Annotated in this window: 14 protein-coding genes; 5 read left to right on the top strand and 9 right to left on the bottom strand. The window is 69.7% G+C overall.

Features of this window, described 5'->3' with window-relative positions; all coding sequences use genetic code 11:
• Nucleotides 1–133 precede the first annotated feature (133 nt).
• Nucleotides 134–889, top strand: coding sequence for a glycosyltransferase family 32 protein (locus tag KUG38_RS07755; protein WP_353617755.1), 756 nt, complete (start codon nucleotides 134–136; stop codon nucleotides 887–889).
• A 30-nt stretch (nucleotides 890–919) separates the two neighbouring features.
• On the opposite strand, the gene KUG38_RS07750 is transcribed toward KUG38_RS07755, so the two are convergent.
• The 3 genes from KUG38_RS07750 to hisB form a co-directional block, all read right to left on the bottom strand.
• Nucleotides 920–2,401 carry a carotenoid oxygenase family protein gene (locus tag KUG38_RS07750; RefSeq protein ID WP_216920418.1) on the bottom strand — a complete coding sequence of 494 codons (1,482 nt, stop codon included), beginning with the start codon at nucleotides 2,399–2,401 and terminating at the stop codon, nucleotides 920–922.
• An 86-nt stretch (nucleotides 2,402–2,487) separates the two neighbouring features.
• Nucleotides 2,488–2,646: a hypothetical protein gene (locus KUG38_RS07745; RefSeq protein WP_216920416.1), complete on the bottom strand. Its 159-nt coding sequence runs from the start codon at nucleotides 2,644–2,646 to the stop codon at nucleotides 2,488–2,490.
• Nucleotides 2,647–2,688: 42 nt separating this feature from the next.
• On the bottom strand, nucleotides 2,689–3,348 hold the full coding sequence (gene hisB, locus KUG38_RS07740) for an imidazoleglycerol-phosphate dehydratase HisB (RefSeq protein ID WP_216920414.1): 660 nt from the start codon (nucleotides 3,346–3,348) through the stop codon (nucleotides 2,689–2,691).
• 111 nt (nucleotides 3,349–3,459) lie between these two features.
• On the opposite strand from hisB, the gene KUG38_RS07735 reads away from it, so the two are divergent.
• Nucleotides 3,460–4,062: a carbonic anhydrase gene (locus KUG38_RS07735; RefSeq protein WP_216920412.1), complete on the top strand. Its 603-nt coding sequence runs from the start codon at nucleotides 3,460–3,462 to the stop codon at nucleotides 4,060–4,062.
• On the opposite strand, the gene KUG38_RS07730 is transcribed toward KUG38_RS07735, so the two are convergent.
• From KUG38_RS07730 to fabI, 3 genes are read right to left on the bottom strand one after another with little or no spacing between them, the layout of a single operon-like run.
• Nucleotides 4,053–5,210, bottom strand: a complete 1,158-nt coding sequence (locus KUG38_RS07730; RefSeq protein ID WP_216920410.1) for a glycosyltransferase — start codon at nucleotides 5,208–5,210, stop codon at nucleotides 4,053–4,055. The genes KUG38_RS07735 and KUG38_RS07730 overlap by 10 nt on opposite strands.
• Nucleotides 5,207–6,172 carry an O-fucosyltransferase family protein gene (locus tag KUG38_RS07725; protein WP_216920408.1) on the bottom strand — a complete coding sequence of 322 codons (966 nt, stop codon included), beginning with the start codon at nucleotides 6,170–6,172 and terminating at the stop codon, nucleotides 5,207–5,209. The genes KUG38_RS07730 and KUG38_RS07725 overlap by 4 nt, the downstream gene beginning before the upstream one ends.
• Nucleotides 6,173–6,221: 49 nt before the next feature.
• Entirely contained in the window at nucleotides 6,222–7,004 is a 783-nt protein-coding gene (gene fabI / locus KUG38_RS07720; protein ID WP_216920405.1) for an enoyl-ACP reductase FabI, read from the bottom strand.
• Between the two features lie 127 nt (nucleotides 7,005–7,131).
• On the opposite strand from fabI, the gene KUG38_RS07715 reads away from it, so the two are divergent.
• Nucleotides 7,132–7,782, top strand: a complete 651-nt coding sequence (locus KUG38_RS07715; protein ID WP_216920404.1) for a 4'-phosphopantetheinyl transferase family protein — start codon at nucleotides 7,132–7,134, stop codon at nucleotides 7,780–7,782.
• Nucleotides 7,783–7,801: 19 nt separating this feature from the next.
• Here KUG38_RS07715 and KUG38_RS07710 read toward each other — a convergent pair whose 3' ends face one another.
• Nucleotides 7,802–8,368, bottom strand: coding sequence for a hypothetical protein (locus KUG38_RS07710; RefSeq protein ID WP_216920402.1), 567 nt, complete (start codon nucleotides 8,366–8,368; stop codon nucleotides 7,802–7,804).
• Nucleotides 8,369–8,447: 79 nt separating this feature from the next.
• On the opposite strand from KUG38_RS07710, the gene KUG38_RS07705 reads away from it, so the two are divergent.
• Both KUG38_RS07705 and KUG38_RS07700 read left to right on the top strand, forming a co-directional pair.
• Nucleotides 8,448–9,032, top strand: a complete 585-nt coding sequence (locus tag KUG38_RS07705) for a thioredoxin family protein (protein WP_216920400.1) — start codon at nucleotides 8,448–8,450, stop codon at nucleotides 9,030–9,032.
• A gap of 54 nt (nucleotides 9,033–9,086) precedes the next feature.
• Nucleotides 9,087–10,289, top strand: a complete 1,203-nt coding sequence (locus KUG38_RS07700; protein WP_216920398.1) for a DegT/DnrJ/EryC1/StrS family aminotransferase — start codon at nucleotides 9,087–9,089, stop codon at nucleotides 10,287–10,289.
• A gap of 41 nt (nucleotides 10,290–10,330) precedes the next feature.
• Here KUG38_RS07700 and KUG38_RS07695 read toward each other — a convergent pair whose 3' ends face one another.
• Nucleotides 10,331–11,833, bottom strand: coding sequence for an FAD-binding domain-containing protein (locus KUG38_RS07695; RefSeq protein ID WP_216920396.1), 1,503 nt, complete (start codon nucleotides 11,831–11,833; stop codon nucleotides 10,331–10,333).
• Entirely contained in the window at nucleotides 11,833–12,393 is a 561-nt protein-coding gene (locus KUG38_RS07690; RefSeq protein ID WP_094584374.1) for an NUDIX hydrolase, read from the bottom strand. The genes KUG38_RS07695 and KUG38_RS07690 overlap by 1 nt, the downstream gene beginning before the upstream one ends.
• Nucleotides 12,394–12,407: the final 14 nt, after the last annotated feature.

The following is a 12,407-nucleotide window of genomic DNA, read 5'->3' as shown; positions in this document are numbered from 1 at the left end:
GGGGCGGAGCGGGGTGAACCGAGCCAGCGCGTGGCTGCTTTCAGGGGCGTCCCTGGCCTCCCATCCTCCGGCCAGCCGCGGCATTCCCAGGATCATCCATCAGACGTTCAGCACCAGGAGTCGGTTGCCGTCCGTGCTGGAGGAGAACTGTCGCGCGATCGAAGCCCTCAACCCTGACTTCACCTATCGCTTCTACGACGATCGCGACTGTGAGCGGTTCATCGGCGACACCTACGGCGAGGCGATCCTGGCCCGCTATCTGCGGATTGATCCTGCCTACGGTGCCGCCCGTGCCGATCTGTTCCGCTATCTGTGCATCTACCACTTCGGCGGTGTCTACCTGGACATCAAGGCCTGCGTCACCCGGCCGTTCTCCGAGGTGCTGCGCGACGATGATGCCTTCCTGCTGAGCCAGTGGGACCATTCACCCGGCAGTCCCCATGCCGGCTGGGGCACCCACCGGCAACTGGCCGCCATCCCGGGCGGCGAATTCCAGCAGTGGCATGTCATCGCCTCTCCCGGCCATCCCTATCTGGCCGCCGTGATCGCTGCGGTGCTCAGAAACATCGATCGCTACGAACCCTTCGTTCACACCAATCCCTGGGAGGCGGTGATCTGCACCACTGGCCCGGTCGTCTACACACAAAGCATCCACCGGATCCTGGCGGCCCATCCCCACCGGCGCCTGGTCGGCAGCGAGGAGATCGGCCTGCAGTACAGCGTCTTTGATGGCTCGGAAGACCCGAACGCCCATCGTCGGCTCTACAAGGACTACCGGAAAGCCGAAACCCCGCTGGTTCGCCAGCCCTTTCCCCTCTCCCTGCTCTGGCCCCTGCTCAAGCTGGCCCGCAAGGTGGCGCGCCGAACGCGCGGGCTGATCCGGCGCTGATCGCCCAGCCGCTGGCAGAGCGGCGCGGCCTCAGGCCGCCACCCAGCTGCCATGCAGGCCATGGGGGATGGCCAGGGGAAGCTCCAGCACGGCGACCTCGCCCATGGAGGCGGCATCGAGAACCACAAGATCGCTGGCACTGCGGGCGCCGTTCCAGACCAGGCCGAGCACCCAGCCGTCGTCCTCGGCCGTGGCGCCGGGACGGGGCACCATGATCGGCTCACTGACGAAGCCGCGGGGCGCCGCACTCCAGACGCGGGACTCACCGCTGGCGAGATCGAGCTTCATCAGGGCCTGCAGGGGGTCGTTGCCGCGCTCCCGCTCGGCCACCGCCATCCAGCCGTAACGACTCTCCAGCCCCACCCGGGCCGGCGCCACCATGGCGAATTCACAGGTGCGCTCACTCAGCCGCGTGGCCGTGACCGTGCCGCTGGCCAGGTCGAGACGGCACCGCTCCAGCAGGCCCTCGGGGATGCGGTCGAAGTCGACCTCCTTGTAGTCCTGGTCGGGGCCGATGGAGGGGAAATCGGCGTAGAAGATGCTGTCGACCACCACCGCATCGCCGTCCTCCCAGGCGTTGAGATGGTGGAACACGAAGCCTTCCGGAGCCTCCAGCACCCGCGGCTCCTGGCCGGCGAAGGCACCGTCCTGGCGCGGAATCAGCCAGAACTGGCCGCGGGCACCGGCCCGGGACTTCAGGCACTGGGCCGCCCCTTTGCGGCCGAGCACGTAGGGGAGGGGGTTGAAGTCGATGGCGTTCTGCAGGAACACCGCCCAGTTGGGGGTGATGGCGAAATCGTGCAGGAAGGCGAAGCCGCCGAAGCTGTGGCTGGAGTCGGCCAGCAGGGTGCCGGCCCCGGGACCGTCGGCGGCGAACTCCATCAGGCGCACGGTGCTGCGGGGGCCGGCCTTCACACCGAAGGTGACCATCCGGGGAGCGCCGTGGTGGCCGGGATCGAAACGGGGGTGGGCACTGAAGGCCTCACCCGGCTTGAGCACCCCGTCCAGCAGGGTCAGACCGCGGGTCTCGAGGCTGAGGGGATCGAGGGCATGGGGGGAGCTGGCCTCCCAGAGGGCGAGCAGCTGGTCGCCGAGTCGCACCACATGGGTGTTGGCGATGTTCTTGAGCCGCAGATCGAAGGCGTTGGCCAGCGGGCCGCCGGGCTTGGGGGTGCCGAACACGCCCCGGTAGAGCACCGTGCCGGCCTGTTCCTCGGCCAGCCAGCCCTCGGTGCGCACGAAGCGGTTGCTGAGCCGGGTGCCACCCTCGGAAAAGCGCAGGGCCGTGATCATCCCGTCGCCATCGAAGGGGTGGTGGACCCAGTGGCCACCGCGCTCAAGCCGGCCGGGGCCGTTGCGGTAGAGGGTACCGCTCAGCTCGGCGGGGATGGCACCACGGGCGGCGACGAGGGGCTCGTCGCTGAGCTCGACGCTGACGTTGCAGAAGGAGCTGGACCAGTCGGCGCGGTCGTAGGCAGGCGAGGCCGCGGCGGCGGGGGAGGCAACGGTCATCGGATCAGCCCACGGGAAGAACAGCGCAGCGCGCTGTCCCGATTATCACGTAACGGAGTGTGAAGGCGTGGGCGGCCGTCCCGGCCTCAGGCCTCGCAGGGGAGCTCCACCACCGGGCAGGGGGGCTGGGACACGGCACAGGGGGCCTCCTGGGCCTGGCTCGGCAGGCAGTCAGCGGCACGGGCCGGGGCAGCCACGGCAAGGGCGGCCGTGAAACCGGCAACCAGCAGAAGGAGGGGACGCATGGCGCGTACGCAGATCACCTGATGCTACTGGCGACGCACCGTTCAGGCAGCGACCTGACCGGCGCGCTCCAGCACCCCCTTGCTGCTGGGCACGGCTCCACCGCGGCGGGGATCGATCTCCACCGCCTGGTCCAGGGCGCGGGCGAACGCCTTGAAACCGGCCTCGACGATGTGGTGGGAGTTCACCCCCGCCAGCTGGCGGATGTGCAGGGTGAGGCCGGCGTTGTTGGCCACCGCCACGAAGAATTCCCGCACCAGTTCGGTGTCGTATGTGCCGATGCGCTGGGCGGGGATGGCCAGGTCATAGCTGAGGTGGGGCCGGCCGGAGCAGTCGAGGGCCACCTGCACCAGGGCCTCATCGAGGGGGGCCAGGAAGTGGCCGAAGCGGCGGATGCCCCGGCGATCGCCGAGGGCCTGGGCCAGGGCCTGGCCCAGGGCGATGCCCACGTCCTCGTTGGTGTGGTGGTCGTCGATGTGGGTGTCGCCCCTGGCGGTGATCTCCAGATCCAGCAGGCCGTGGCTGGCGAGCTGGTGGAGCATGTGGTCGAGGAACGGCACGCCGGTCGCCACCTGACAGCGGCCGGTGCCGTCGAGATCGAGGGCCACATGCACGTCGGTTTCACCGGTGACGCGATGGACTTCGCCGGTGCGCTGGGGGCTGGTGGACACGCGAGCGAAGGCAACGGGCCGGACCTGAATCATGCCAAAGCCCCCGGGCCCGCGCTCCGGCGGTCCGGTGCGCCCATGGCGATAAGGGGCCCATGGTGTGAAGCGCTACGGCGCCGGGCCGCCAGGGGTGGTGGGGTGAGTCCCATGCATGAACGTCCGGGTGCCGTCCTCGATCAGCTGCGCGCCGGGCACCAGCGCTTTCTCGACGGCCATGTGCTCCACCCCCACAGCGATCGCCTGCGGATGCTGGAGGTGGAAGCGGGCCAGACTCCCGTGGCGGCGGTCCTGGGCTGCGCCGACTCGCGGGTGCCGGTGGAGCTGCTGTTCGACACGGGCTTCGGCGATCTGTTCGTGGTGCGCAATGCCGGCACGATGAGCACCGTGGCCGCCATCGCCTCGCTCGAGTACGCCGTGAGCCACCTGGAGGTGCCGGTGATCGTGGTGCTTGGCCACGCCGCCTGCGGGGCGGTGGCGGCCGCCTTCGACCGGGAGCTCAACCTGACGCCGAGCCTGTCCCAGGTGGTGGGCCAGCTGCGCATGGAGCTGTTCAGCCTCGGCGGCGAACACAACCTGGAGGAGGCCTGCCGGCGTCACACCCTCAACGCCGCCCGCAACCTCGTCGATTCCAGCGTGATGCTCACCGACAGGCTCCGATCGGGCCGTCTGCAGGTGGAGGCGGCGTACTACAACCTGCACACCACCAGCATCGAGTGGATGGGGACCCTGATGCCGATGCCTCAGGGCTGAGCCGGCAGGGCCGCCAGGATCCGTTCCACCCGACTTTCCCAGGTCTGGGCCCAGGCGAAGGCCACCCGCGCACGGAACTTCTCCGGACTGTCGGAGGCCAGTTCCTCATCGATGGCCTTCAGGAAGCCGGCGGGATCCTTTTCGATCCGGATCAGATCCTCGGCCAGCTCCAGCCCTTCCACGGCGGAGGAGACCACCGGCTTGCCACTGGCGATGTACTGAAACAGTTTCAGCGGACTCATCGACCGCGAGAAGGGCGTATCGAGATGGGGAATCAGGCAGAGATTCATCCGCTTCAGCTGCATCGGCACCTGATCATTGGGAAGGCTCCCGAGCCACTCCACATTGCCGAGGCGGAGCAGGCCGGAGTCCGACAGGCGCCGGTTGAGTTCGGGCCCCACCAGCAGAAGCCGGCAGTGGGGCCGCTCCAGGGCGATCCTGCGCAGCAGATCGATGTCCGTGCGATCCCAGAACGTGCCGACATAGCCCAGAACTGGCTGGGGGCCGGCGGGCCTGAAATCGGAGGCCTCCGCCAGAAAGGCCGAACTCACGGCCTGATCGATCCGGACACAGGGAGCCTGGGGCGAAAACTTATCCTCATTCGCCTTCGAGGTGACGGCGATGAGGTCGGCCATGGCTCCGATTCGCGGATACTGATCCACCGCAAAGGGGTAGTACCAGTCGGTCTTGTCGACCAGGGTGAAATCATCCACGATCTGGATGATCCGGGCCGCAGCAGGCACCTGGCGCACCAGCTCATCGAGGACGGGATGGGGCGGAAACAACCACAGCAGGGTGTTTGCTTTTCGGAACCCGAGGGATCGGATGCGTCGCCTCAGGCCGATGCGCTCCCATTCGAGCTTCAGCCGTGAAGCGAGGCTTCGCAGCCGGAAGGGGCTGGCATCACCGGGCCTCCAGTAAAGGCGCGCGACAGCAAGCCTCTCGGAGATGACCTGAAAGGACGTGGCCAGCGTCTCCCCTTTGGATGAGGGCAGAACCACAAGCACCTGCTCGATATGGTCGCAGCGGCTCAGCGTCGTGGCGATCTGCTCATAGGTGCGGCCATAGATCCCCCAGTCGTCGCCGAACCAGAAGAGCAGAACATGGGACAGGTGCCGGGGACTGGAATGACCACCGGGGAGAATCATTCGAGAATCCACCCCCTGTGCCGTCCCCAACGGATCTTATAGCTAAGATAGCAACGAAACAGGAAACTGGCGACGGCGACATTGGCCCAGCAGAGCAGGTTCAATCGCTTGCCGGAAAGAGCAGATTCAAACCAGGAAACAATTCTGCCACGATAAATGAATTCGCTGAAAGTCGATCGCTGACAGGTACCCCAGAATTGACGTGCCGAACCGGCGATCATGAGGTCGACAATGGCTGAACGGTTGACGTCCTGCTTGGTCAATCCATGCTGGCCAAGCTGTGCCTCTCTGAGATGGTGGACCCCATGCCGGCTACCACGCTTGACCGCAGGGATGACGGACGGGCAGATGATTCCATAGGAAACGCACAAGTCGGCAACGTCCATGCTGTCCGTGATCACGACTTTCTTTCGGGCGCTTGAATAGTGAGCAATGGCCTTCAGAATGTCGAGAGGGCATCCACCCGAGGCATCCGTGTGACGAATATGCCAACAGTCATAGCTGCCCGGCGACAGGCCCAGGTCACCCATCCGATCGTCGACCGCCTTTCTGACATCTTGATGCAACCGAAGCAGGCGGAATAGCCGATTGGAGTAGCGAGCAAGATAGCGACATACAACCAGAGTGTCCCAGGGACCGTCCAGAGATGGCCCATGGTCAGTCAGAAACAACCCATCCTTCAGGGCATCACATTTCAAGGGGTCTTGCGTGATGCGGCTCGCATAGCGGGGTGGAATCACAAGACCAAAATCACCATCGGGCCGCCGAAAGGCCGGTTCCGAAGGGCATGCCAGCGAAAAATAGCTCTCGAAATGATCATTCCATGAGTTATGGGTCCAGTCAACACACAGAACAGCGTTGAATCGTCTGGAGAGATCACAGCAATGGCCCAGGACCTGAAGGCGATTGCCAAGCCCCGCAACTCCCTTGTCGACAATTGTTCGCTGCATGGGGTCGCTCAAGGACTCTCCAGTGCCGAGCACCCTTTGGCCGACGGAAGACAGGGCTGGCTCACATCCCCGTGATGCAATACCCGGCATCCACGTAGATCACCTGGCCGGTGATGCCGCTGGCCAGGGGGCTGGCCAGGAAGGCGGCGGTGGCGCCCACCTCGTCCTGGGTGACGGTGCGGCGCAGGGGAGCCTTCTCCTCGACGTTGTGGATCATGTCAAGGATGCCGCCGATGGCCGAGCTGGCCAGGGTGCGGATCGGGCCGGCGCTGATGGCGTTCACCCGCACCTGCTGCCCGGGGCCCAGCTCCGCCGCCAGGTAGCGGACCGAGGCCTCCAGGGCCGCCTTGGCCACCCCCATCACGTTGTAGTTGGGGATCGCCCGCTCGGCGCCCAGGTAGCTCAGGGTGATCACGCTGGCCCCCGGGCTGAACAGGGGCTTGGCATGCCGGCAGAGGGGCGCCAGGGAATAGGCGCTCACTTCCAGCGCCCGGGCGAAGCCCTCCGGGCTGATGGCGCTGAAGTCCCCCACCAGCTCGTCCTTGCCGGCGAAAGCCAGGCAGTGGATCAGCACATCCAGCGTTCCCCACTGCTCGGCGATGCGTTGGAACAGGGCCTCGATCTGGGCCGGGTTCTGCACATCGAGGGGCTCGAACAGGGTGGGATTCAGGGGGGCGGTGAGTTCGCGCACCTTGCCCTCGAAGCGCCCCCGGTCGTCCGGCAGGTAGGTGATGCCCAGTTCGCAGCCCGCCGCCGCCAGCTGCTGGGCGATGCCCCAGGCGATCGAGCGGTTGTTGGCGATGCCGGTGACGAGAGCCTTCTTGCCGCGCAGATCAAGGAGCATGGGAAACGGAGCGCCGGAGGGCGAAGGAATGCAGTCCGGCGATTCTCCCCCACCCGCGGGGGGCCCCTGGCTGCTCCGGCCTCAGCGCTGGCCGCCCCGGACGGACCCGGCCCTGGCTCCGCCACCCTTGCCCCCCGCCGGGTCCGACGGGCCTCCCCTGCTGCTGCTGCTGCTCGATCGCCGCGATCCGGACGTCCGGGCGCTGGTCACTCCCCTGGGGGATCTGCTGAATGAAGGCGAGCGCCAACGGCTGGAACGGCTGCGGGGCGAGGGGGATGGCGAGCGCTTCCTGCTGGGTCGCGGCGCCCTGCGGCTGATTCTGGGGAGCTGGCTGGGGTGCGACCCCGCCGGCCTCGTGCTGGGGGCGGGGCCCCATGGCAAGCCGGAACTGCTGCCGCTGTCTGGCCCGGGGACCCCGTGGCCGGAGGGGGGGGAGCTGCCTCCCCACTTCAACGTCTCCCATTCGGGGGACCTGATCCTGCTGGGCTTTCACCCCCGTCGGCCGGTGGGGGTGGATGTGGAGCGGTGTCGGCCGGTGCCGGAGTGGGAGAGCATCGCCCGCCGCTGTCTGCCGCCGGGGGAATGGGACGCCATCCGCAGCCTGCCGCAGGAGCAGCGCGAGCAGGCCTTCCTGGCCGCCTGGTGCCGGCTGGAGGCGGGCCTCAAGGCCAGGGGGATGGGTCTGTTCGGCCCGCCGCCGGCCCCGGGGGATCCGGAGCCGGAGGTCTGGCCCCTCGTGCTGCCGCAGGGGTACGTGGGCGCCGCGGCCCTGGCCTGAGCCGCTGAGGCGATGGCCCTCACCAACCCCCGTGGTCCATCGCCCCGGGCTCCTCGAGGTCCTCGGGGGCGAGGGGCAGACCCAGCAACTGCTTTTCAGCCCGCCGGATCGCCCGCGGGTCGCTGAGCAGATCGGGTTCCTCCAGCAGGGGCAGGACCGGCGGCCGGTGCTCGGCCGCGGTCCGCGGGGGCGGCTCCCACAGGAAGCTGCTGCCGGGGGCCCGCTGGCGGCAGAGCGCCTCCATCTGGCGGCGCAGGGCCAGACGCACCGTCCCCCGGTCCAGGGCCTGGAAGAACTCCTCCCGCGGGGCCAGCCCGAAGCTGGTGGGCTGGGGGCCGTTGCCGTCCCGCAGCCGGGCGGCGTCCGGAAGCCAGCGCGGCCGGCAGACACCGGGACGGGCGGTGTCGGTCTCGATCCAGATGTGCAGGCCTTCGCCACCGGGCCGACTCACCACGGCGAGGCCGTCGTTGGGCTGGTGTCTCGGCAGGGGATACACCCGGCCGCTGGGGCGCTGATCGGCGGGCACACAGCCGGCGAGTGCGGCCGCCAGAAGCGGCAGCACCAGCAGACGGCACGGTGGCGACACGGCGGGGATGGCTCGGTGGCGGCGATGATCCTTGCCCGCTCTCCCCCATCCGCTCTGCAGCAAGGGCGGCAGCACAGCCATGGTTCTCACGAGCTCCACCATGCTGCCCCTCGGCACGCCGCTGCCGCTGGACGCCATGCGGGCCGGCCTGCGGCCCGTCACGGGTGGCCCGCTCGAGGCCGCCGCCCCTGTCGGGAGCCCCGTGCTGGTGCTGTTCCTGTGCCCCCACTGCCCGTTCGTGAAGCATGTGGAGGCGGAACTCACCCGGCTGCAGGGCGACCTGGAGGGACGGGCGGGCCTGATCGGCCTCTGCAGCAACAGCACCGCCAGCCATCCCCAGGACGGGCCGGCGGGGATGGCGGCCCAGGCCGCGGCCTGCGGCTGGACCTTCCCCTACCTGCAGGACCCCGACCAGAGCGTGGCCCAGGCCTTCCGGGCCGCCTGCACCCCGGACGTCTTTCTCTTCGATCGGACCCACCGGCTCGCCTACCGGGGCCAGCTGGATGGCAGCCGTCCCGGCGGCGAGCCCTGCGATGGCCGGGATCTGCGGGCGGCCCTGGCGGCCCTGCTGGAGGGGCGGCCGGTGCCGGAACCGCAGCGGCCGGCGATCGGCTGCAACATCAAGTGGCGGGCCGGCGCCGAGCCCCCCTGGTTCAGCGGCTGACGCTTCCTGGGTGGTGGCGGCGGCGGTCGGATCCGCAGGCTTAATGTTGCCGCCATGCATGTGCCCCCCTTCAGTCTCAGCGAGCAACTGCACCAGCTCGGAGACGCCCTCGACCAGGCCGTCCTGGACGTCCTGCGCAGTGGCCAGTACATCGGGGGGAGCACCATCAACGGCTTTGAGGCCGCCTTCGCCGAGGCCTGCGGCGTGCCCCATGCCATCGGCTGCAACAGCGGCACCGATGCCCTGGTCCTGGCGCTGCGGGCCCTGGGGATCGGCGCCGGCGACGAGGTGATCACCAGCTCGTTCAGCTTCTTCGCCACCGCCGAAGCGATCAGCGCCGTGGGGGCCACGCCGGTGTTCGTGGACGTGGACCCGGACACCTACCTGATCGATCCGGAGGGGATCGAGGCCGCCATCACCCCCTCCACCCGGGCCCTGATGCCCGTGCACCTGTTCGGCCGGCCGGTGGACATGGAGCGGATCATGGCCATCGCCTCCGCCCACGGCCTGCGGGTGATCGAGGACTGCGCCCAGGCCAGCGGCGCCAGCTGGGCCGGCCGGCCGGTGGGCGGCTGGGGCGACGCCGGCTGCTTCAGCTTCTTTCCCACCAAGAACCTGGGCGCCGCGGGCGACGGCGGCATGGTGGTCTGCGGTGACGCCGAGCTGGCCCAGCGGATCCGGGAGCTGGCCGTGCACGGCATGCCCCGCCGCTACCTGCACACCGATCTGGGCTACAACAGCCGCCTCGATGCCATGCAGGCCGCCGTCCTGATGGTGAAGCTGCCCCACCTGGCCGGCTGGGTGGAGCGGCGTCGGGCCATCGCCGAGCGCTACCAGCGGGAACTGGCGGGCCTGCCGGGCCTGGTGCCCGCGGCCCCCGGACCGGAGGGCCACAGCTGGAACCAGTTCGTGGTGCGGGTGCCCCGCTGCCCTGCCGCCACCAGCGCCTGCGGGGGACGCTGCACCCCGGCGGCCGACAGCGCCAGCTACGGACTGCCCGAGGCCTGCTGCCGCGACTGGCTCAAGCAGCAGCTCCAGGAGGCGGGAGTGACGACGATCATCTACTACCCGATCCCCATCCACCGGCAGCCGGCTTACGCCTCCCTCGGCTACGCCCCCGGCAGCCTGCCGATCACCGAACGGCTCTGTGCCGAAGTGCTCAGCCTGCCGATCTTCCCGGAACTCACTGCCGAGCAGCAGGACAGCGTCATCGCCGCCGTGCGCAGCCTGGTGGGGGCCGAAGCCGTCGTCGCCTGAGGCCCCAGAAGCCAGGCCCAGGGGCACCCAACCCCGCCCGCCTAGCCCCGGGGCAGGGCTGCGTACAGGGCCTTGAAGCGGGCCTGCTGGACCTTATGGCTGACGATCGGCGCCGGGTAGCCGCGCCGTTCCAGGGGTGCGATGTCGCCGCTGATCAGGTCGGCGGTGGCCACATGGGCCAGCTCCGGCAGCCAGCGGCGGATGTAGGTGGCCTCCGGATCGAACTTGGCCGCCTGGGTGGAGGGATTGAAGATGCGCAAGGGCCGGGGATCCATGCCGCTGCTGGCGCTCCACTGCCAGCCGCCGTTGTTGGCGGCCAGATCGCCGTCCACCAGGCGGACCATGAAGGCCTTTTCGCCATGGCGCCAGTCGATGATCAGGTCCTTGACGAGGTAGGACGCCACGACCATGCGGCAGCGGTTGTGCATCCAGCCGCTCTCGTTCAGCTGGCGCATGGCGGCATCGATGATCGGCAGGCCGGTGAGCCCCTCCTCCCAGGCCCGCAGCCGCTCGGGGTCGTTCTCCCACGGGAAGTGGCGCCACTGGGGGCGGTAGGGGCCGTCGGCCAGCTCGGGGAAATGGAACAGGGCCTGCTGGTAGAACTCGCGCCAGGCCAGTTCCTGCTCCCAGACGCCGATGGAGGTGAGGGCCTCGGTGCTGCGGGCGAGGGCGCGGGCCTCCCGGGCGGCGGCCCAGGCCTGGCGGGGGCTGAGGGTGCCGGCGCTCAGGGCGGCGGACAGCCCGGAGGTGCCGGCCTCACCCGGCAGGTTGCGACCCGGCTCGTAGGCCGCCAGGGGACCGCCGTTGACGCCGCCGTCGGCGAAGGCCTGCAGCTGGGCCAGGGCGGCCGCCTCCCCGGGGCGGCAGGGGCAGAGGTCGGCGCCGCTGAAGTGGAAACCCAGCGCCTCGGCGGTGGGCACGGTGTCCAGCCGGGGCAGGGCCTCCCACTGGGTGGCGCGCTCCGCCGGCAGGGAGCCGGGATCGAGATCCCGCAGGCCGCTCGGCGCCGCCACCGGCTCCAGGCCGCCGACCGATCCGGGACCGAGCCCGGCCCGACCCTCCACCTGGCCGCGCCAGTTGCGCAGGAAGGGGCCATAGACCCGGTAGGGCTCGCCGGCGCCGGTGCGGATCGCCTCCGGCGCCACCAGCAGCTGGTCCCAGTCCACCAGCACCCGGGTGCCCTGGCCCTGCAGCGCCGCCGCCACCTGCCGGTCGCGCTCGCGGCCGTAGGGCTCCACCTCCCGGTTCCAGGTCACCACGGCCGCCCCTGCCGCCCGGGCCGCCAGGGGCACCAGGGCGGTCGGGTCACCCCGCAGGATCAGCAGCCGGCTGCCGGCCGCCCGCCAGCGGGCCGCCAGCTCCCGCAGGCTCTCGCAGAGGAACCAGGCCCGGGCCGGCGCCATCAGCGGGTCCGAGAGGATCGCCGGATCCAGCACGTAGAGGCCGGTGACGGCCGGGGTGGCGGCGGCGGCCGCCGCCAGGCCCAGGTTGTCGGCCAGGCGCAGGTCGCGGCGATGCCAGAACAGCCAGCGCTCCGGGGCCATCAGAGTCCGAGCAGCTGACGGGCGCGGTACCAGGCCGTGACCGTTTTGCCGTCCAGGGCCTCGTCGCCGCTGGCCAGGAGCGCATCCAGCTGCGCCGGCTCCAGCAGCAGCACCTCCATGTCCTCGTCGTCATCGCCGGGGGGGCGGTCCTGCAGGAGGGTGAGATCGCGGGCCAGGAAGAGGTGGATCACCTCGTCGGAGTAGCCGGGGCAGGGGTACATGGCGCCCAGGGGATCCCAGCGGCTGGCGCTGTAGCCGGTCTCCTCCTCCAGCTCCCGCCGCATCGAGCCCAGGGGCTCCTCCCCCTCCTCCAGGGTTCCGGCCGGGAACTCCAGCAGCCGCCCGGCCACGGCGAAGCGGTACTGGCGCAGGATCACCACCCGGCCGTCCTCGAGCACCGGCACCGCCAGGGAGGCGCCGGGATGGCGGATCACGCCGTAGGTGCCCTCGATGCCGATCGGCAGCACCACCCGGTTGAGCTCAAAACGCACCTTGCGGGCCTGCAGGGCGGCGGTGGTCTCCAGATGGGTGCTGGGCTCGGGGGGCGGCAGGGGAGCCATGGGGCGGGCCATTG

Source organism: Synechococcus sp. CCAP 1479/9 (assembly GCF_019038535.1).
Taxonomy (GTDB): domain Bacteria; phylum Cyanobacteriota; class Cyanobacteriia; order PCC-6307; family Cyanobiaceae; genus Cyanobium.
This window is presented reverse-complemented; position numbering and strand designations above follow the sequence as displayed.

Bases quoted from the DNA above. Each gene is read 5' to 3' on its own strand.
- KUG38_RS07695 (WP_216920396.1), bottom strand. From the start codon at position 11,833: ATGGCCCCGGAGCGCTGGCTGTTCTGGCATCGCCGCGACCTGCGCCTG.
- hisB (WP_216920414.1), bottom strand. From the start codon at position 3,348: ATGATTCAGGTCCGGCCCGTTGCCTTCGCTCGCGTGTCCACCAGCCCC.
- fabI (WP_216920405.1), bottom strand. From the start codon at position 7,004: ATGCTCCTTGATCTGCGCGGCAAGAAGGCTCTCGTCACCGGCATCGCC.
- KUG38_RS07730 (WP_216920410.1), bottom strand. From the start codon at position 5,210: ATGATTCTCCCCGGTGGTCATTCCAGTCCCCGGCACCTGTCCCATGTT.
- KUG38_RS07750 (WP_216920418.1), bottom strand. From the start codon at position 2,401: ATGACCGTTGCCTCCCCCGCCGCCGCGGCCTCGCCTGCCTACGACCGC.
- KUG38_RS07705 (WP_216920400.1), top strand. From the start codon at position 8,448: ATGGTTCTCACGAGCTCCACCATGCTGCCCCTCGGCACGCCGCTGCCG.
- KUG38_RS07735 (WP_216920412.1), top strand. From the start codon at position 3,460: ATGCATGAACGTCCGGGTGCCGTCCTCGATCAGCTGCGCGCCGGGCAC.
- KUG38_RS07690 (WP_094584374.1), bottom strand. From the start codon at position 12,393: ATGGCTCCCCTGCCGCCCCCCGAGCCCAGCACCCATCTGGAGACCACC.
- KUG38_RS07745 (WP_216920416.1), bottom strand. From the start codon at position 2,646: ATGCGTCCCCTCCTTCTGCTGGTTGCCGGTTTCACGGCCGCCCTTGCC.
- KUG38_RS07700 (WP_216920398.1), top strand. From the start codon at position 9,087: ATGCATGTGCCCCCCTTCAGTCTCAGCGAGCAACTGCACCAGCTCGGA.